An 18,475-nucleotide genomic window follows, 5' to 3' on the forward strand; every position below is an offset into this window, starting at 1 on the left:
TTATCTCTCCCCAAATCTTCCCTCTTAACCTTTTCTCTCTTACCTTCTGTCTCCTGTCTCCAGTATAGCTGTCTCCTAGTCAAAAAAACTTGATATTTATATGAAGATACGGTTAGGGGTTCTATAGGGAACACCTGATCTGGGAACACCGGATCTGGGAACAGTTAATATTAACAAGTAGTTCAAACCATCCAAAATAAAAAATCCCAAATACAAAATTATCAAATCATACCCAGAATCAGCAACGCCGAATTTTGAAAGATTCTCTTGAGAATTGACAAGAATTTTGATTAAGTCTAATGAATAAAACTTGATACTATAAAAAAATACCTCCCTAATTTATACTTGGGAGCCATAAAAAATGTAGATTTTGGGAAAGTTTTGGATTTATTATATAGAATCCCTGATCGTATCTTTGCAGGGGGTATGTGCTTTTGACTGCCGTCCTCAGAACTTAGTCGGTGGTGAAGTCAGGAGATTCAGGAACGAGAATAAGGCCAAAAGTGAATGAAACCCCTGGCCCTTCGGGTATTTCTTTCCTTCTCCGGAGGACCTACGCTAACAGAGAAGCTTTGCGTAGGGCAGTTGCTTCAATTCGGCGGGGCACCTATGGGGTGGGGGAGGCAGGTTTCGCCCACAGACGGGAACCTGAAGGGCGTACTGCACTCACCGCCCGATAGCGCAGCAGGTATAGCAATGTGCGCTGGCATATTTACACATTATTTTTTGTACACCTGTTCGCTTACTGCACTTTGAGCTGGACATTGTAAATACCTGAGCGCACATTGCTATAGTACACCAAGCAGGTTGAAATTTGCTTCTATCTCCCCATCTCCCCACATTCCCCTCCTGGGAGGGGTTAGGGGTGAGTCCCTATCTCTTTGTTAAATAGATCTCAAATGGGTTCTATAAAGGTTATGAGTTATAGAAAAGCCATCTAAAAATTAACCTTCTACCTTTTGCAAATAACTACCCAGAAGTTTCAGTTACTTCTTCTGCTTCTCCTTCTCCGAACACGACTCGCAGCAAGGGAGGCGCTAAGAATGTTGTAATTATAACCATAAGAATAATTGCTACATCCAAAGCAGGGGATAAAGCGCCACTAGCAGAACCAACTGAGGCAAAAACCAAACCAACTTCACCCCGTGGCACCATACCAACACCAACAGCTAAACGGTTAATGTTATCCAAACCAAAGACACTAAAACCGCAGGCAACCTTACCCACAATAGCAACAACTATTAAGAAGATCGCAATAACTAAACCTTCACGGTTAGTCGGAATAGCTGGGTTGAGAACTCCAAGATTGGTTTTTGTCCCCACTGTGACGAAGAAAATGGGAACGACGACATCAGAAATAGGACGAATTAGTTCTTCTAATTCTCTACCTACCTCTGTTTGATCCAAGTTATCTAAAACCAATCCTGCGGCAAAAGCTCCCAATATGGCTTCCAAATGGATCGCTGTACCAATGTAGGACATAAATAATGCGATCGTCAAAGCTGGAATAACTGCTCGTCCACGAGTTTTAAATTTTTCACCAAAGAAAACAAAGGTGTCATTAAAGAAGCGACCTAACAATATTGCACCTACCAAAAATACACTGGCACTGATGATGAGATAGATCGCATTGACTACATCGACTTCGCCAGTTTTTGCTAAACTTGCTACTACTGCCAGGATAATAATACCTAAAACATCATCTATAACAGCAGCACCCAAAATAATTTGACCTTCTTGAGTATTGAGGCGGTTAATTTCTGCTAGTACCCTGGAAGTAATGCCAATACTGGTTGCTGTAAGAGCTGCTCCTGCAAAAATTGCTGGTACTGCTGAGACATGGAATATCATCATCATTCCTGCTGTACCAGCGACAAATGGTAATGTTACTCCCACAATTGCGACAATTAGGGACTGAATACCCACTTGCATTAAGTCTCTAATGTTGGATTCTAGGCCAATTTCAAATAACAAAATGATCACCCCCAGTTCGGATAGAACTTCGAGGACTTCACTTTGGACTTGAAATGTAGCTTCCGCAGCGTCAGGGGCTAAACCTGCTGTTGCTTCTAAAATACTGATAACTACCGATGTGGAACTATCTGCCCCACTTTCTGGAAAGATTACCAGGTTTAGGGCGGAAATACCTATAACTACACCTCCTACTAGTTCACCTAATACTGGTGGAAAACCTAGCCAGTTAAAAAATTCGCCCCCTGCTTTGCTGGCTATATAAATTGCCACTAGGCTCAAAAGGACTCCTGCAACTACCATTGCTGGTTCTACTTCTGTTTCTGTCGCTGTTGCTAGTATCGGTTGAAGTTTGCCTGATAAAGGAAATAGGAAAAATTCATTCAAAAAATTAAACCCTACCATTGAACTAAACATTAAGTTTTTCTAAATCATCTTGACTTAATGTAACAGGACTTTAGGCACGGATCGCTAATCTTTTATTATAAAAATATTTTTTGGTGAGTATATATAAAAAATATCTAACTATCTAAAATGTATCGTAAATATCTATCTAACTTGAAATAAAGAATATGGGAAATTTTTGGAAAGTCCCTGAAAAAGTTTTAGACCGGAATTATACCATTTCTCAAAAATTTTTTAATCCGTATCCTGAGTATGGGAGGGAGTAGGAGAGTAGGTAGGGACGTTATATCCTACATTCCGCACGACAAAACGTAGCATAAAAATATAAGTTATGCATCGAGTGCTAATTGGCTAGGTTTCCTACGGCGCTAAACTGTGGAAATGGTTCCGCACACATTGCCTCCAGAATGTAAGAGGCACTCAAGACAGTCAAAATTCAAAAGTCATGTATTAAGAAGAAAATTATAGTGGTCAATAGGAGTCAACGATTCAGTAAGTATTTATGCTTAATATTTAACTGAGAATTTGACTCCCGATAGAGGTAAATGAAGATAATTTATATAGTATAAATACTTAAGCAAACTACAGATTCTATACTAATTTTTATGTTACAAATTGAAGTGCCGAATGTGGGTTATATGCAACGTTTGTCAAGGTAGAATTAACTAGCGCTTCAGCTAGAGCTTGCCCTCGAGCGCTTCATCCTAAAAAGGTAGTGCATATGTAATGGTATCTGTTTGCGGAGCAGTCCGGACTGAAAAGCTTGGGTTGCTCCGTTCCGGAATTCCGCTTTCCGGGCAAAGCTGACCGCTGAACTGCTGAACTGCTGTTTGAGTTTGGGTCGCATTCCGTAGGAAGTCCTTTTTAAATAGGCATCAGCTTTTCTGTTCTGGAATGCTCAACTTGCCAGCATTTAGCTGGAGCGCTAAAAATTCAAGGGTTTAAGTCCCCCACGCTTATTTGAAAAATTAGTGGTGCGCCTTTTATGGGGGTTTTAATCCCTCATTAAACGCCTTGAGAAGCTGATGCCTGAAGTGCTGAGTGCTGATTGCTACTTCAAGTAAATACCCGATGTTGTAGGGATGGCATTTGTCTACGAACTTGTTCTAATCTGGATGGGTTAATTTCTGCAATTGCTACTCCTGGTTTATCTTCAGTATCTGCCAAAATTAAACCCCAAGGGTCAATTATCATTGCATGGCCATGAGTTTGTCTTCTGCCATAGTGGTTGCCTGTTTGAGCTGGAGCAATGATATAGCAGGTATTTTCTATTGCTCGTGCTTGGAGTAATACTTGCCAGTGGTCTTTTCCTGTATATGCAGTGAAGGCCGCTGGTACGAATATGACTTCAGCCCCGGCATTTGAGAGATGTCTGTATAGCTCAGGAAATCTTACATCATAGCATACTGATATGCCTAAATTACCATAATCTTTTGATGAATAGACTGAAGGTAACTTGACTCCTGCTTTAACAGTGTTTGATTCTCGGTAGGTATTACCGTCAGGCAAGTTAACGTCAAATAAATGTGCTTTTTCATACCTACCTACTTCTTGGCCATTAGAATCTATTAGGGATGCAACGTTATAAACTTTGCCATCTTTTGTAGGTACTGCATACCCACCTCCTAGAATTGTGATTTGGAATTTTTGAGCCGTTGTTTTGAGAAATTTTTCACTTTCTGTAGCGATCGCTTCTGCTTGGTCAATTTTTTCTTTTTCTTCACCTAAAAAGGGAAAATTTTCAGGCAAGGTAACTAACTCTGCGCCTTGACGGACTGCTAAGTCTATTAATTCTTCTGCCTGTGCTAGATTTTTTGACAAGTCAGGCACACTTGTCATTGATATTGCTGCTGCGAGATAGGATTTCATTAAGTCTGTTTTTCAGCTATTATGTTGGAACTTTTTGATGTTTGCCTTATTATTTATACCAAATTCATTCGCCGATCTAAAGGTAGTTGTTTAGTCAGCATTCAGCAGTCAGCTATTAGCTATCAGCAATTAATTTTGGGGAAGGTCAAAGCAATTGAAAAATTGAGTTTGAATAATAAAGTTACTGCCATGAGTCCCCTTTCCAAATTTGAGAAGTAATTACTTTTTTTGTAGCGGGTTTAATACCCCACCATCTAAACAGTGCTTAAAATTTTTTGGGGTTTAAATTTATAAGCAATTTTCCCTTTCCTAGGTCATGCTACGCAAACAGCATAGCTGCCTTCTTCCATCACTACTAATAGCTGAATGCTTACGTTGTTTACCCATTTATCACCTTTATTTCTCAACCTTCAGCTTAAGCTCCTTTTTTATTCAAGACAAGATGATAACTGAGTTGGCAACAGCTAAATTTTAGAGTGGTTTCAGAAATCAGATTTTCAGCTATAGTAGTCTATCAAGTTATATTTAATAAGTTACTATTTCTCAATAACACTTATTTATAAGGCTTTGATACTCAACATACTCATCATTTTTTGCTTGACGGACTATTAGTCTAGAATTGTGATTTCTGAATTAACCACTATTTTTCATCTGAATATTGATTCAGAATTTAATCTACATTTTGTTTCAGACTTTAGATTAATCCAGATAAGTCTGAGTTAACTTTTTGGCTTTTACATTGGGTGGAAAAGTAAGTCTGGGAAAAAACGATTAAACTCAATTAAAATTCCGGCTGTGATAATCATCCAGGCTGCAGCCAGAACTGGGGCTGTTGATAGATACTTAAGTAGGTCTTGCATGAATATTTCTCCTAAAAACTGATTGTCAAATCAGGTATTGTTTAGACAATGTTAAAAAACATTGTTTTGGGACTTTTGGCAGTTAGTAATTAGTATTTTTATACTAATTACAATTACTTAGTTTTTATTAATTCCTTAGTTAATGTTTTAGCGTGGGGAAACAGTAATTTCGTTTTCTTCAGCAAACATTTTACCAGAGCTAAATTCTTTTAATGCTAACACTGGCCATAGAGCTGCACCTAGCATTTTTTGGATTGCTAAAGGAACGTCGATAACAATCTCTTTTTCCTCTGGATTTTTCTCAGATTTGATTGCTTGTAGATAGGAACGGCCAGCCCAACCAATCCAACCTGTAATATATAGGAATAAAACGCTAGGAATGAGGAAATCTCCAGCACGGTCCAGACTACCATCTACTATTAAATGAGGTAGTCCGTCTTCTCCACAAAGTGCTTGTGAATAACGTTCAAATCGTTTCTTACCAGATTCTGGATCGGCGGTAGTAGGGCGAGCATATTCAGCTCGTGCCTGAAAAGCAGGTGATTCTGAACATGGCACCAAGTTATATGCTGATGCTGCTGATGCAGCAGTTGCCCAAAGACTTATGGCTAAAACTAAAGCCAACAATCGTCTCATAAAATTGTTTCCTTTTATTACAAAGTGTTGACAATTACCCATACTTCTGTAGCTAAATTAAGCTGAAAGTAAAGATTTTCTTAATGGAAATGATAAATTTGAAGCTGACAGTAATCAAGCTATTTCTATAAATTTATCAGTCAATGACAACTATTTTAGCTATAGAAACAAGTTGTGATGAAACATCTGTGGCAATTGTTAAGAATCGTCAAGTTTTAAGTAATATTGTAAAGTCACAAATTAATATTCACAGCTTTTATGGAGGTGTGGTGCCAGAAATAGCTTCACGCCAACATTTAGAAATAATCAATCAGGCGATCGCTCAGGCTTTTACAGAGGTAGATTTAGATTGGCCAGATATTGATGGTATTGGAGCTACTTGTGCCCCTGGTTTGGTTGGCGCTTTGTTAGTGGGAATAACGGCAGCGAAAACCTTGGCTATTGTCCATAAAAAGCCATTTGTGGGAGTGCATCATTTAGAAGGTCATATTTACGCGACTTATCTTAGTCAACCAGAATTAAAACCACCTTTTCTCTGTTTGTTGGTTTCTGGAGGCCATACAAGTTTAATTTATGTCAAAGATTGTGGTGTTTATGAAACATTAGGCCAAACAAGGGATGATGCTGCAGGAGAAGCTTTTGATAAGGTGGCTAGATTATTGAAACTTGGCTATCCGGGAGGCCCCATAATTGATAAATTGGCAGCAGAGGGTAATAGATCGGCTTTTTCTCTACCTGAAGGGAAAATTTCTTTACCTGAAGGTGGCTATCACCCCTATGATTGTAGTTTCAGTGGACTAAAAACTGCTGTGTTGCGATTAATTCAAAAATTGGAAACAGAAGGCCATGAATTATTACCTGAGTCTTCAATAACTAAGGACATTGCAGCTAGCTTTCAGGAAACTGTAGCGAAGGGGTTAACAAAAAGAGCGATCGCCTGTGCGTTAGATTATGGCTTAAATACAATTGCTATTGGTGGAGGTGTAGCTGCAAATAGTGGGTTGCGACAAAACTTAAGTATGGCAGCAAGTAAGAATAATTTACAGGTACTATTTCCTCCCCTCAAATTCTGTACAGATAATGCGGCTATGATTGGTTGTGCAGCGGCTGACCATCTGAGTAGAGGCCACATTTCATCTCTGAACTTAGGAGCTAGTTCTCGAATGGCTATAAAAGATGTGATGGAATTATACAAATTTCACTGAGTTGAGCTATTAGAGTAGTCATTTCAGTTATCAGTATCTCTGGCTGAAACTAAAGCCTTGAAATACTGAAGTTTATTTTTTTCATTCCCTATCCCAGGGGAAGCGATTGACCTAATTTTTTGGTCATAAGTTCACAAGTCAGGACTCAGAATTTGGCAGGTTAGGTGGCAAGTATATGACTTAATAGGACTATCAGGATTGATACTAATACTATATATAGTAATTTAAAACTATAGTGCCACACTATATATAGAGTTTATCCCTCAAAAGAGGAGCTATTGACCTAATTTTTTGGTCATAAGTTCATAAGTCAGGACTCAGAATTTGGCAGGTCAGGTGGCAAGTATATGACTTGATAGGACTATCAGGATTGATACTAATACTATATATAGTAATTTAAAACTATAGTGCCACACTATATATAGAGTTTATCCCTCAAAAATGTGTAAATACTTACTATTAAGTTAAGGTAAGAAAATTTAACTGTTCTCTGTTCCTAAGTTGTCAGCATTTCCTGCGGAATGTTGCGCAAACAGCTATTAGCTATCAGCGTTTCTGTTTGTCATGCTGCGCAAACAGCTTTTGAACGTAAATAAGAAGACACCTTAGCTATTCATAACTAAGGTCTTAGGATTTGCTTTTACCCATTTGAGAATTGGACTTTACTCTTTCAAGACTAATTGAAATTTGATTTGCCTATGAAGGTAATGGCTGAATGCTTATCCTTATAATTCCAAAATATTTTCTGCACAATTTAAAATTAAGACTGCTACATAGGTAATGAAAATTAGAAACGCTGAAGAAAAAGATTTAGATGTAATTGTAGAAATTTATAACGCTTCAATTCCTAGTCGTATTGCTACTGGAGATATAGAATGTATATCTGTTGAAAGTCGCATTTCTTGGTATCAAGAACACAAACCTGATAGTCGTCCAATTTGGGTTATAGAATTAGACGAAAAAATTGTTGGGTGGCTGAGTTTTCAGTCTTTTTATGGCAGAGCTGCATACAAAGCTACAGCAGAAGTGAGCATATATATTGCTCCTGAATATAAAGGTAAAGGAATAGGGAAAAAATTACTTTCAGAGGCAATTTTTTACAGTCCTAAATTAGGAATTAATACTTTACTGGGTTTTATATTTGCTCATAACCAACCTAGTTTAAAGTTATTTGATAAGTTTGGCTTTCAACGTTGGGGCTATTTACCAAAAGTGGCTAATTTAGATGGTATGAAGCGAGATGTTGTAATTCTTGGACTTCATATTGAGGAAGCAAAAAAAATGATAGGATTCGATAATGGATAATGGATAATGGATAATTACCTCGGATTTTAACCATTCTTGATTGAATATCAGGAAATATTATTTCTTCTCTTGGTCGATTGGATATGGCGAGGAGACCCGTTCTTGCAGACCCGCTCCGCTGTTAGCGCAGCTTTGCGATAGCAAACGCCATCCCACCCTTCGGGAAGCTACGCTAACGACCGCTTTTTTTCCCTTGAAAGGGTCGGCTTTTAACTTAAATTATTTAATTAACAATTATTAATTATTAATTATTCAGTAAATAAGAAATTAGATATATCCAAAAAGCTCAAAGAATTAGCATTTTGAGTAGGCAAGGGCAGAAAAATCAAGTGATAATTCATTCCCACTATCTCCTCCACAATTCCCATTTCACCTGACTCCTGACTCCTATCCTTACCAAAAGACTTTTTGAGCAAACCCTAATTATTGCAAAAGACTTCGGATATGAGCCGCTACAGCATTAGGCTTTTCTAACATTGCTAGATGACCACATTCAGGAATTTCTAGGACATTTCTACCGTTGCCTTGAAACATCCAGTGAAAACTAGCTAAATGTTTTACATATTTAGGAGCCATTATTTGGTCTTTTGCTCCAGCAATAAAATAAACAGGTTGCTTCAATTTTGAGACTACCAGTGGAAGGTTATGAACTTCTGATTCTGTAGTGGAGTCTAATAGTGTCCCCAGAGCTGCTTCATAAGATGCTCCAAGAAAATCAGTTAATCGTTGTCGTCCCCATTTACGAGAGATTGGTGTGGCCACTTGAGTTCTTGTAAACATTAAGTCTGTCAGAGGCAAATAAGATAGCCAACTAGGACGAAATTTGATAAGTTGTGCCCCTGCAAACCTAAATCGTTCAAATTCTTCTTTAATGTAAATTCCACCACCAGAGTTGATACAGACCACTGCCTTGATAATATCGAACATTCTATTCGCTCCTAACAAGGCAATTGTGCCTCCTAAAGAGTGGCCAATGAGCCAGGCACTAGATATATTGAGTTTCTGTAATAATATTGTCAGGTCTTCTACATAAGCTGCGGGACTGTAGTTGAAAACTAATTTTTTTTGGGTTGAGTGGATTTGAGAATCACCGAATCCGCGCAAATCGTAAGATAAACATTGGTAATCTGGTGAAAGTCTTTGGATTAAAGGCTGCCAGTAGTTACGGCTTAAGAGCCAGCCATGTATAAAAATAAGCACATGGGGGGATTTTGTGGGGTTTGTCAATTCGTAGGCGTGTGGAACCCCTTGGATATCTATAGTTGCCATATTTGTATCTTATCCTGAATTGACAAGTGTGGGGAGATGGGGAGTGTGGGGAGATGGGCAGATGGAGACCCACCCCTAACCCCTCCCAGGAGGGCAGGGCTGTTTCAAAGTATAGTATATTAATGATTTAGGGAGAACGGGAGATTAGGGAATAGGGAAACACTGAAATTTACTAAAATTTTCCGATTAGGGTTTGCTGAAAAAGTCTTATGAGTGAGGGTAGGATTTAGGAATCAGGAAGACCAAGTCAGGATAAATGGGAATTATAGAGGAGGTAGGATGTGGGTAATGGATAGACTTAATAATAGGGGTTAACGGCCGTCAACCCCTACAAATGGCCTATAATTTTGTTTTTTGGGTAATTCCTATAGGTAAGTTAGGACATAAAAGAGAGAAATGTTTTTCCCACTTTTCCCAGAGACGGTCACTTCAGGGAGTGGAGTATGTCAACTCCACGTACAACACAGCTTTGGTTAAAGAGAGCCAGGGTGTTTTAATTCCTGGATTAGAGTACAGAATTCTGATACAGCAGATTCGGTTGTACATGAGATACAAATATTAACGTTTGCTAACTCAAAGCTCCCCTAACAGATGTTCCCATAACAGGCAAGAAGTCCGCACTGGATACTCACGCCTGATGAAATCTGCTGTATTTAGATTCCTTTTGCCTTTTTGGTTGTTATTTTTACCTTTGGTAATTTCGGTAATAATTTCTTTCACCACTTCATGTTTAATTTCTACACATTAGTATCTTTCTCCCATCAATCTTTGTCGCATACCTTCAGCAATTTTTTGGCCTAAGTATTCTGGAATCAAACTTTCATTTGGCCCCAAAAGATAAAGAATAAGACGAGTTCGCCCACGCCAAACTAATAGGTTGGCGTTAACTACTAACAAATCTTCTTGCCAGATGGCATACATAACTTTATAGAATAGACCTGGTTGATTATCTGCTTCAATCAATAGTGCTGGTAGATGAAATACAGGATCGACATAAAATTCTGTCGCTACTTCTTCTAAACCACTATCTAAATTAAATTCTACAGCTAACATTTCTTCTACCTCGAAACGGCCTGCCAGTGATTCTTGGATGGCGCGACAAACATTTTCTGAGGTTTTCTCTGTCAGTGCTTTGCCCCCCCGAGATATTAGTAATTTGATAAAGACCAACATCGGTGGGTAAATTTGTCCATAAAGACTGAGGCTATGAATAGTTAGTCCATAGGCAGCTAAGACCCCAAAAATATCACTGAGCAAAAATGATTGATTTCGGTAGGTAAAGTGCAGGGCACTTTTGCTGCCTTCTGGTTTTAGTTCTATTACAGCTTGTTTACTTTTATACAGTTGATATGCTAACTTCAAATTTTGCAGTTGGATATCACTACTTACAAATTGCTCATAAAACTGTGGAAACGCTCGGTTGAAGCGCTTTAGCAGTTCTAGTGTTGATGATTTTAAACCCGGAGCCATAATCGAAGAGAGGGAACGGGATATATACTATCTAATAATGTCATCCAACTTCTACTAACTTAACCACGCCTGCATGGGTTTTTGGAAAAATTTGTTTAGTGGCTCTGAGCCAACATCTCACCCTCAAAATCCAGATTATGAGGGATACACTACTATTGGGGAAGGAAAGGCTTCTTCTCAAGCTGTTCGTTCACCTAATAGAAGTAATGGACGTATATTTTTTAGTACAGATCGAGACATAGATATATATGAACTCGAAGAACTCTGTAATGCTGTTGGTTGGTCTCGCCGCCCATTACGCAAAGTAAAAAAGGCCATTCAACATAGTTTTCTTGTTGTCTCTATGTGGCAGATGCGAGGCAGTCAAAAAAGACTGATTGGCTTTGCCAGAGCAACATCAGACCATGCTTTTAATGCCACTCTTTGGGATGTAGTTGTTCATCCTGATGTCCAAGGCAAGGGCTTGGGGAAAGCATTGATGAAGTACATCATCAAAAAACTTCGTAGCGAGGATATCAGCAACATTACCTTATTTGCTGACCCTCATGTTGTTGATTTTTACCACAACTTAGGTTTTATCTCTGACCCAGAGGGAATTAAAGGAATGTTCTGGTATCCAGATTAGCTGTTTTTGGCTGGATCAAAATTATGATTAACCAAATAATATTCTAATAAATCTAGAATTTAGATTTTTTTAGCATGGGCATTTTTCTCACTTTTAACTTATTTAAATGTATGCAGAATGTATTATTAGTTAGTCAAGAAGGTTTATATGGGTAGCTTAAAGGCCTTAATTAGTATCTAAGTTTTGAGGATACTTTAAATTTGTCCCCTGTAAAAACTCAATTGGTATATTATTTCTAGTGCGATGCTCCTGTAGAATCTAAAATCTAGAGATAATGATTCAAGGATTTTTGTTCCTAAAAATTTCCTGAATATATGGGCAAATTTGTTTGGTGTAAAATTTTTTTTGAATTTTTTTGCACAACTTGTGAAAATTGAGCTATAATAAGTTTATAGTTCAACCGGGATGTAGCGCAGTTTGGTAGCGCGCCTGCTTTGGGAGCAGGATGTCGCAGGTTCAAATCCTGTCATCCCGATAATTACAGAATTACAGATAAATTAGGTATAAACATTTAAAACCTCACCCTGAAGCACAGAAATTTAAATAAAACTTTTTTGGGCATCTTGTCTACCCCGGCTATACCTTGCTGATCTGATATAAAGTAGCTGTTTGCGTAGCATGACCTAGGAACAGTCAGTCCAGGCAAGGAAAAAATGTCAAAGCCATAAAAATGGCTAAAATCCTTATCGCTACTGGATTTATACCTTTTTGAGATCAAAACCTCTGTTTGTATAGATTTAAGGACTTTTTTTGCCTGATTTTTGTCTATAGCAGGGAATAATAAATTGGTAACAGTGGGAAAAACATTTTCCCTTATTGGGATCATCATCTGCATAAGTCCTAATCTACTAACTATTGCTATAAATCCCAATAGACATCTCCAGAAAAGAGGGAATAGGGAATAGGGAATAGGTATGGAGGGGGAAATAACTGATAATTTCTGTACGATAATTGATTTGATTTTGGATTTTTACCAGATGTCTAATAGTTAGTAGATATAGCAATGTGCGCTGGCATATTTACACATTATTTTTTGTACACCTTTTCGCTTACTGCACTTTGAGCTGGACATTGTAAATACCTGAGCGCTCATTGCTATAAGTTTTCAAAAGTCACTAGGCTAATATTCTAGTGAGCTAAGTCCGGCTTATTAAATAGATTTATAACTTTTCGCTGTTCCCTGGTCTCTATTTTCAATCATATACTATGTTCCTTAGGTCCAAAATATTAAATTAATTTTGCACAGTTACTTAGTCTTTGTAGTCTACTCAAATTAAAACAACTATAGAACCCATTTGATATCTATTTAAAAAGAAAAGATATGGGAAGACGGGGATATAGGGAAGTAGAGAGTATTTTTCAATCTGCTTGGTGCCCGTTCCCTTCTCTTGGTCGGCCTTCCCATGGCGAGACGCTGGTTCACATCTGCCTTTTCCCTTATGTCTTCTCTCCATCTCCTGACTCAGTCCTCCTGACTCCTGGTAAAAAAAAAGCGGGTCGCAGACATTAATACCAAATGGGTTATATAAACAGATACACTCCCTCGTTTGTTAAAAAGCTGAGTGCTGAACGCTAATAGCTACATGCTTTCCTATTCTCAATGTAGTTATAGTTTTGAAAATTAATCTATACATTCCGTTGGATGAGGCAAAAAATTTTGAATTTTAGTCGATAGCTTAACCTAGAATTGAATAATTTATAATTTAACCCTCCTTTAGGAGAAAGACTATGTCTTAAGTATCTGTAAACCACTATGTTTTTATTTATTGTTAGCTTAAGCAAATGAAAAAATTGTGTTATAATCAGCTACAGTTATAACTGTTTTTCCATCAATCATACTCCTATGGTTCTCAATTTACCACATTAGTAAATTAATCATAGATTAGCTTTTATCTAAAATAACAATTTTCGTAAAATTTATAATTCAGTGAAATTCAAAGCATAAAATTAAACTATTTTTATGATTAATTAAAATACTTTTTGAGATCAAGTAATGGCTCAATTCCATAATTTAATTTTTCCAAAAATAATGATTTTATTGGATTATTAATTAATAACAGCTAAATATGTTTTTAAGACGGTAAAAAAATCAGGATATCTTAGTAAACTATGGAATAAATATTTTGATGATTGATGTGATAGTTAAATCTTAAAAAGATTAAATCATGTTTATTAGTGGCTTATGGAACAAATTAACATGAAAATATCATGTCTATCTGTAAGTTATTTGATGTTCATAACTTTTATTTTTGCTGCATTATTTTAAATAATTTGGAGAACCTATGAAATCATTAATTCGCCTAAGTGTAGTGTTAGGAATAGTAACTAGCACTTTGATAAGACCTTCTGTCAAAGATATGTCTGCATTAGCGCTATCTGCAGAAGAAGTCTTGCAGAAGTTAACTCCTGTGCCTGTATTTACAATAACCGATCAAAATGGCTCTCCTCTTGTAGCTTCTATCAAAAAAGAAGGTAATGAAAATTCTTCTGTGGCAGGGGTTTTTATTAGTAAGAGTGATGCAGATGCTTTTGTAGAAAAATTAAAAGGAGAAAATCCTGATTTGGCAGCTACAGTTAAAGTTGTGCCTGTATCTCTAGGTGAAGTTTATGAAATGAGTCAATCTAGCCAGAATAATGGGCAAAAGCTACAGTTTGCTTATGTTCCAATTAGAAGGCAGGTTGAATCTGCGAAGATTTTACTTGAGCAAAATGGTCAGGATGTTAACCAGTTCAATGGAGTACCTTTATTTATGGCTAAAGGTGGGCCTGATGGTGGATATTTAACTATTCAACGTGGGGAACAACAAGTTATTCCTATGTTTTTTAATAAGGAAGATTTGCAGGGAATGTTGGAGCGAGCTAAGACTCAACAACCTGATGTTTTTTCTTCTGTGAAAATTGAAGTTGTGAATCTTGAAGGTGTAATTAAGGCCCTGGAGAAAGATGACGATCCTTTCTTAGAAAAAATTATTTTTATTCCTCCAAGGGAGTCTTTGGAGTTTGTACAACAGTTAAAACAATCTGGTAATTAATAAATTAAAATTTCAATTTTAAGCGATCGCGATTAATGGACTTTTCTTCGGAGTGTGTAGTTTCAGGTCTAGACCTTTGGCAATGGTATCGCAGTGCTCAGAGTGATGGTTTAAAGGCAGGTATCTATGTTGCTGAGGTTGATTGGTTGTTGCAAGAATTTGCTGGACTAGATCGATTAACGCTTCGTTTAGAGTCTTTTAAAGATTGGCCTAATATTTCAATGAGGCTTTCTTTAGTTGAGTTGAATAATCTTTGGTATAGACGTTTAAATGAAAAGGTTCCGCTTCAATATTTAATAGGGGTTACTTATTGGCGGAATTTTTCTTTGGAGGTGGGTTTTGGGGTTTTGATACCAAGGCCAGAAACAGAGTGTTTAATCGATCTGGTTGTAGCAGCTACTAATAGTGTTTCCCATCTTCAACAAGGAAATTGGGTGGATCTGGGAACTGGCAGTGGAGCGATTGCTTTTGGGTTGGCAGAAGTATTGACAGAAGCTTCTATTTATGCTGTGGATTGTAGTCCAGAAGCTTTAGCTATTGCTAGACAGAATGGGACAAAATTGGGTTTAGGGAACAAGATAAATTTTTGTCAAGGTTCTTGGTGGGAACCATTGGAGCATTTGCGAGGTAAAGTGAGTGGAATGGTGGCTAACCCTCCTTATATTCCTAGCGATATGGTTTCTACTTTGCAACCAGAAGTCAGGAAACATGAGCCTCATCTTGCTCTTGATGGTGGTATTGATGGCCTAGACTGTATTAGATTTTTGATTGAAACAGCTCCACTATATTTAGTTTCTGGTGGTGTTTGGTTGGTGGAGATGATGGATGGACAAGCGGATCAGGTTGCTGAAATGTTGAAAGATGATGGAGCTTATTGTCAGGTTGAGATTTTTCCGGATCTTGAGGGTGTTGCTCGGTTTGCTATGGCTTATTTGAAGTAATTATCATTTTATTCAGCTCTAATGATTGAAGGTTTTTATTGTCGGAAATACCAAAATTGATAAACGTCTTCAAAATTAAAAATAAAAAAATAAAAATGAGTTTAGTATCTATTGAGACTCTAATTAAAGGGGCTATCTCTGCTAATCTAGTTAGCTTTCCCACCGATACTGTACCAGCATTAGCGGCTCTGCCTCAAAAAGCAGATTTAATTTTTCAAGCAAAACGTCGTAGTCTAGATAAACCTTTGATTTTGATGGGGGCAACTCCCGCATCTTTGTGGCCTTATGTTCGAGGAAGTAATGAAGAGTTGCAGTTATGGCAAGAGGTTGCTCAGAAGTATTGGCCTGGACCTTTAACTTTGGTGCTGCCAGCTTCGGAAATAGTTCCTAGAGAAATGAACCCTTTTGACCCAACTACTATTGGAATCAGGATACCTAATTGTGATATTGCTAGGGAAATTATGGCTCAAACAGGGCCTTTGGCTACTACAAGTGCTAATTTCTCAGGTCAACCTCCCCTGGGTCGAATGGCTGAAATTAATGCTCAATTTCCAGATGTTTTAGTATTGTCCCACGAACAGGAGATAATCTTGGCTTCTGGAGTGCCTTCTACTGTTGCTAAGTGGAACGAAATTAGTTGTTGGGAAATCCTGCGTCAGGGAGCGGTCAAGTTAAAATTTTAAGGGTACGGTTATATTTTTTAATATTTTTATTCCCATGGGATGGAACGATTTTTTATTCTTGGCATTAGGATTAGGGTTTGGACTAATAGGCGGCAGGTTATGGTTGAGGCAAAAAACTGAGAACTTGTCAACACCTTCTGTGGTGTCATCACCTGAAGTATCTAATTTAGATCCACTAGAAGAACTTTTAGAGCAACTGAAACAGACTCAACTTGCATACCAGATGGCATCGGAAATGAGTAAGTTTAAGGCTGGTTTTTTGGCTCGAACTTCTCATGAGTTGCGATCGCCGATGAATAGTATGATTAGTACGCTACAGTTAATTATTTTTGATTTAGCTGATAACCCGGAAGAGGAACGTGAATTTGCTAACCAAGCGTATAATTCTGCGTTAAAAACTTTGGAACTACTTGATCGAATTATTGATGTTGCTAAAACCGAGCATGGTACTGAAAAACTTAAAATAGAACCGCTTCAGCTTAGTAAAGTGTTAGAGGCGGTGGATGATTTAACTTGTTTACAAGCTGCTAACCGTAGTATTCGTTTGAAGATATTACCTCCAGACCCTAATATTTATGTTTTGGCGGATGAGTCTCGTCTGAAGCAGGTTTTGATTGGTTTAGTTGATACTGCGATCGCCGAAATGAATGAAGGCAGTATTAATGTTTCTGTTCATCCCGCACAAGAATCTGGTTATGTTAATATCTGGATTGACGATCAACGTCCAGTTAGTGCGTGGAGTGAGTCTTGGGATTTACTCAAACAGAGTCATGAGGAGAAAACAGAAAAGGTTGTGAGTTGTGATTTTCAGCTTTCTCCTGGTATGAGGTTGTTAATGAATCAAACTTTGTTAGGAATAATGAATGGACGTTTAGAGGTATTGGCAACACCTTCTGATGGTAAGGAGTCTGATTTTAACCGGACTCAATGTTCTATTCCTATGAGTATAGAAAACAATGAGAGTTCGGCGTTGGTGAATTAGTGTATGATATTAATCTTAATTACTTAGGGTTTGCTGAAAAAGTCTTTTAGTAGGGATAGTAGACAGGAGACAGGAGACAGGAGACAGGAGAAAACCCACCCCTCGCCCCTCCCCCTCCCAGGAGGGGAAGACAGGAGCAAGGAGGTAGGAGTAAGAATTGTAAGAATGATTTTTCTACCATAGTCAGCCCAAAATACTAGCTTTTTGCAGCTCTTGGCACCGAAAAGCTGGCGCTTTTTTGAACCCCAAAAAGGCTAATGCCTTTATTTATCAATACTTTCAGATTTATTCAGCAAACCCTCCTGACTCCTGACTCCCCTCCTGGGAGGGGCGGGGGTGGGTTGACTCCTGACTCCTCCGTAGTTATTTATTTATCACTGTTCAACCGGACATGATATTACTTTTGAGCAAGTAGTAATGCTTTGTTCCTAGTTGTTAATTCTATTTCTCCTTCCATTGGTTGATTGTGCAATATCATTGTTGTGTTTTGGTTGTATTGAAATCCTATGCGTTTGTAGAAATCCTGTTGGTAGGTTGTCATTAGGTAGACTCGTTCTACATGGCACATTCGTGGATTACTTAAAATTGTTTGCACTAATTTGCGTCCTAGTCCTCCACCTTGATAGTTTGGGTGAATGACTATGTCCCAAATTGTACCTCTGTATACGCAGTCTGATGTAGCACGACCAAAACCTATCATTTTTTGACTATCCCATACACTCACGACTGGGTTGCTGTTTGCAATGGCTATTTCTAAATCTTCTATTTTTCTATTTTTTGCCCATACTGCTGCGGAATCAAATAAAGCCACCAGTTGGGCAATATCTACTTTTGAGTTACCTTCGCAGAATTGTATATGACGATAATCTCTGGTAGTGTTTTTCATGTTTAGTCAGTTCTCTATAAATTTCAATAGGAGTCATTAACGAAGTCAGAAGTTAGAAGTCAGAAATCAGAAGTTATTTTTGTCACGGGGATGTGTGAGCAACCCTCCAAAAATATTTCGCTAATCAAGGCGGGGTTTTAGACCCAATTATTTTGATAAATAATTTTTACTTTTGCCTATTTTTGTTTCTATTGAATAGATTTTTGGACTAATTTGTATCTTTATCTTTTATATCAGCTTTTTTCCGTTCAAACAGAAATAAAACTAATAAATATATTCAGGTTATTTGATATTTTTTGAGTGCTGTTTTGATTGTAGATTATTTTACTTACCTCC

Annotated in this window: 15 protein-coding genes and 1 tRNA gene; 8 read left to right on the forward strand and 8 right to left on the reverse strand. The window is 37.7% G+C overall.

Features of this window, described 5'->3' with window-relative positions; translation table 11 throughout:
* Positions 1-969: 969 nt before the first annotated feature.
* The 4 genes from F6K27_RS13955 to F6K27_RS13970 all read right to left on the reverse strand — a co-directional run bounded on the left by F6K27_RS13955 (position 970) and on the right by F6K27_RS13970 (position 5,741).
* On the reverse strand, positions 970-2,388 hold the full coding sequence (locus tag F6K27_RS13955) for a cation:proton antiporter (RefSeq protein WP_375339710.1): 1,419 nt from the start codon (positions 2,386-2,388) through the stop codon (positions 970-972).
* 1,044 nt (positions 2,389-3,432) lie between these two features.
* Positions 3,433-4,245: a carbon-nitrogen hydrolase family protein gene (locus F6K27_RS13960; protein WP_287276677.1), complete on the reverse strand. Its 813-nt coding sequence runs from the start codon at positions 4,243-4,245 to the stop codon at positions 3,433-3,435.
* A gap of 734 nt (positions 4,246-4,979) precedes the next feature.
* Positions 4,980-5,105 (reverse strand): photosystem I reaction center subunit IX, encoded by a 126-nt coding sequence (psaJ, locus tag F6K27_RS13965; protein WP_124143070.1) that lies wholly within the window; start codon positions 5,103-5,105, stop codon positions 4,980-4,982.
* A gap of 147 nt (positions 5,106-5,252) precedes the next feature.
* Entirely contained in the window at positions 5,253-5,741 is a 489-nt protein-coding gene (locus tag F6K27_RS13970; RefSeq protein ID WP_287276678.1) for a Photosystem I reaction center subunit III, read from the reverse strand.
* A 143-nt stretch (positions 5,742-5,884) separates the two neighbouring features.
* On the opposite strand from F6K27_RS13970, the gene tsaD reads away from it, so the two are divergent.
* Both tsaD and F6K27_RS13980 read left to right on the forward strand, forming a co-directional pair.
* Positions 5,885-6,946: a tRNA (adenosine(37)-N6)-threonylcarbamoyltransferase complex transferase subunit TsaD gene (tsaD, locus tag F6K27_RS13975; protein ID WP_287276679.1), complete on the forward strand. Its 1,062-nt coding sequence runs from the start codon at positions 5,885-5,887 to the stop codon at positions 6,944-6,946.
* A 780-nt stretch (positions 6,947-7,726) separates the two neighbouring features.
* Positions 7,727-8,251 carry a GNAT family N-acetyltransferase gene (locus F6K27_RS13980; protein WP_287276680.1) on the forward strand — a complete coding sequence of 175 codons (525 nt, stop codon included), beginning with the start codon at positions 7,727-7,729 and terminating at the stop codon, positions 8,249-8,251.
* 248 nt (positions 8,252-8,499) lie between these two features.
* On the opposite strand, the gene F6K27_RS13985 is transcribed toward F6K27_RS13980, so the two are convergent.
* From F6K27_RS13985 to F6K27_RS13995, 3 genes are all read right to left on the reverse strand, one after another.
* Complete coding sequence (locus tag F6K27_RS13985) at positions 8,500-8,667, reverse strand: hypothetical protein (protein ID WP_287276682.1); 168 nt, start codon at positions 8,665-8,667, stop codon at positions 8,500-8,502.
* Positions 8,668-8,674: 7 nt separating this feature from the next.
* Positions 8,675-9,520, reverse strand: coding sequence for an alpha/beta fold hydrolase (locus F6K27_RS13990; RefSeq protein ID WP_287276683.1), 846 nt, complete (start codon positions 9,518-9,520; stop codon positions 8,675-8,677).
* Positions 9,521-10,264: 744 nt separating this feature from the next.
* Positions 10,265-10,990: a hypothetical protein gene (locus F6K27_RS13995; protein ID WP_287276684.1), complete on the reverse strand. Its 726-nt coding sequence runs from the start codon at positions 10,988-10,990 to the stop codon at positions 10,265-10,267.
* A 73-nt stretch (positions 10,991-11,063) separates the two neighbouring features.
* On the opposite strand from F6K27_RS13995, the gene F6K27_RS14000 reads away from it, so the two are divergent.
* The 6 genes from F6K27_RS14000 (at position 11,064) to F6K27_RS14025 (ending at position 17,253) form a co-directional block, all read left to right on the forward strand.
* Positions 11,064-11,615 (forward strand): GNAT family N-acetyltransferase, encoded by a 552-nt coding sequence (locus tag F6K27_RS14000; protein WP_124146087.1) that lies wholly within the window; start codon positions 11,064-11,066, stop codon positions 11,613-11,615.
* 401 nt (positions 11,616-12,016) lie between these two features.
* Positions 12,017-12,090: transfer RNA gene (locus tag F6K27_RS14005), tRNA-Pro, on the forward strand.
* Positions 12,091-13,897: 1,807 nt separating this feature from the next.
* Positions 13,898-14,647 carry a Tic22 family protein gene (locus tag F6K27_RS14010; RefSeq protein ID WP_287276685.1) on the forward strand — a complete coding sequence of 250 codons (750 nt, stop codon included), beginning with the start codon at positions 13,898-13,900 and terminating at the stop codon, positions 14,645-14,647.
* Between the two features lie 35 nt (positions 14,648-14,682).
* The gene (gene prmC / locus F6K27_RS14015; protein WP_287276686.1) at positions 14,683-15,588 is read left to right on the forward strand and encodes a peptide chain release factor N(5)-glutamine methyltransferase; all 906 of its coding nucleotides are present in this window, start codon (positions 14,683-14,685) and stop codon (positions 15,586-15,588) included.
* 95 nt (positions 15,589-15,683) lie between these two features.
* Complete coding sequence (locus F6K27_RS14020) at positions 15,684-16,271, forward strand: L-threonylcarbamoyladenylate synthase (protein ID WP_287276687.1); 588 nt, start codon at positions 15,684-15,686, stop codon at positions 16,269-16,271.
* A gap of 34 nt (positions 16,272-16,305) precedes the next feature.
* Positions 16,306-17,253 (forward strand): sensor histidine kinase KdpD, encoded by a 948-nt coding sequence (locus tag F6K27_RS14025; RefSeq protein ID WP_287276688.1) that lies wholly within the window; start codon positions 16,306-16,308, stop codon positions 17,251-17,253.
* A gap of 397 nt (positions 17,254-17,650) precedes the next feature.
* On the opposite strand, the gene F6K27_RS14030 is transcribed toward F6K27_RS14025, so the two are convergent.
* Positions 17,651-18,139, reverse strand: a complete 489-nt coding sequence (locus F6K27_RS14030; protein ID WP_287276690.1) for a GNAT family N-acetyltransferase — start codon at positions 18,137-18,139, stop codon at positions 17,651-17,653.
* Positions 18,140-18,475 lie beyond the last annotated feature (336 nt).

This window comes from Okeania sp. SIO2F5 (assembly GCF_010692685.1).
Taxonomy (GTDB): Bacteria; Cyanobacteriota; Cyanobacteriia; order Cyanobacteriales; family Microcoleaceae; genus Okeania; species Okeania hirsuta.

Excerpts from the sequence above, each read along its gene's own strand:
- F6K27_RS14020 (WP_287276687.1), top strand. The coding sequence starts at position 15,684 with ATGAGTTTAGTATCTATTGAGACTCTAATTAAAGGGGCTATCTCTGCT.
- F6K27_RS14030 (WP_287276690.1), bottom strand. The coding sequence starts at position 18,139 with ATGAAAAACACTACCAGAGATTATCGTCATATACAATTCTGCGAAGGT.
- psaJ (WP_124143070.1), bottom strand. The coding sequence starts at position 5,105 with ATGCAAGACCTACTTAAGTATCTATCAACAGCCCCAGTTCTGGCTGCA.
- prmC (WP_287276686.1), top strand. The coding sequence starts at position 14,683 with ATGGACTTTTCTTCGGAGTGTGTAGTTTCAGGTCTAGACCTTTGGCAA.
- F6K27_RS14010 (WP_287276685.1), top strand. The coding sequence starts at position 13,898 with ATGAAATCATTAATTCGCCTAAGTGTAGTGTTAGGAATAGTAACTAGC.
- F6K27_RS13995 (WP_287276684.1), bottom strand. The coding sequence starts at position 10,990 with ATGGCTCCGGGTTTAAAATCATCAACACTAGAACTGCTAAAGCGCTTC.
- F6K27_RS13960 (WP_287276677.1), bottom strand. The coding sequence starts at position 4,245 with ATGAAATCCTATCTCGCAGCAGCAATATCAATGACAAGTGTGCCTGAC.
- F6K27_RS14025 (WP_287276688.1), top strand. The coding sequence starts at position 16,306 with ATGGGATGGAACGATTTTTTATTCTTGGCATTAGGATTAGGGTTTGGA.
- F6K27_RS13955 (WP_375339710.1), bottom strand. The coding sequence starts at position 2,388 with ATGTTTAGTTCAATGGTAGGGTTTAATTTTTTGAATGAATTTTTCCTA.
- F6K27_RS13980 (WP_287276680.1), top strand. The coding sequence starts at position 7,727 with ATGAAAATTAGAAACGCTGAAGAAAAAGATTTAGATGTAATTGTAGAA.
- F6K27_RS14000 (WP_124146087.1), top strand. The coding sequence starts at position 11,064 with ATGGGTTTTTGGAAAAATTTGTTTAGTGGCTCTGAGCCAACATCTCAC.
- F6K27_RS13990 (WP_287276683.1), bottom strand. The coding sequence starts at position 9,520 with ATGGCAACTATAGATATCCAAGGGGTTCCACACGCCTACGAATTGACA.
- F6K27_RS13970 (WP_287276678.1), bottom strand. The coding sequence starts at position 5,741 with ATGAGACGATTGTTGGCTTTAGTTTTAGCCATAAGTCTTTGGGCAACT.
- tsaD (WP_287276679.1), top strand. The coding sequence starts at position 5,885 with ATGACAACTATTTTAGCTATAGAAACAAGTTGTGATGAAACATCTGTG.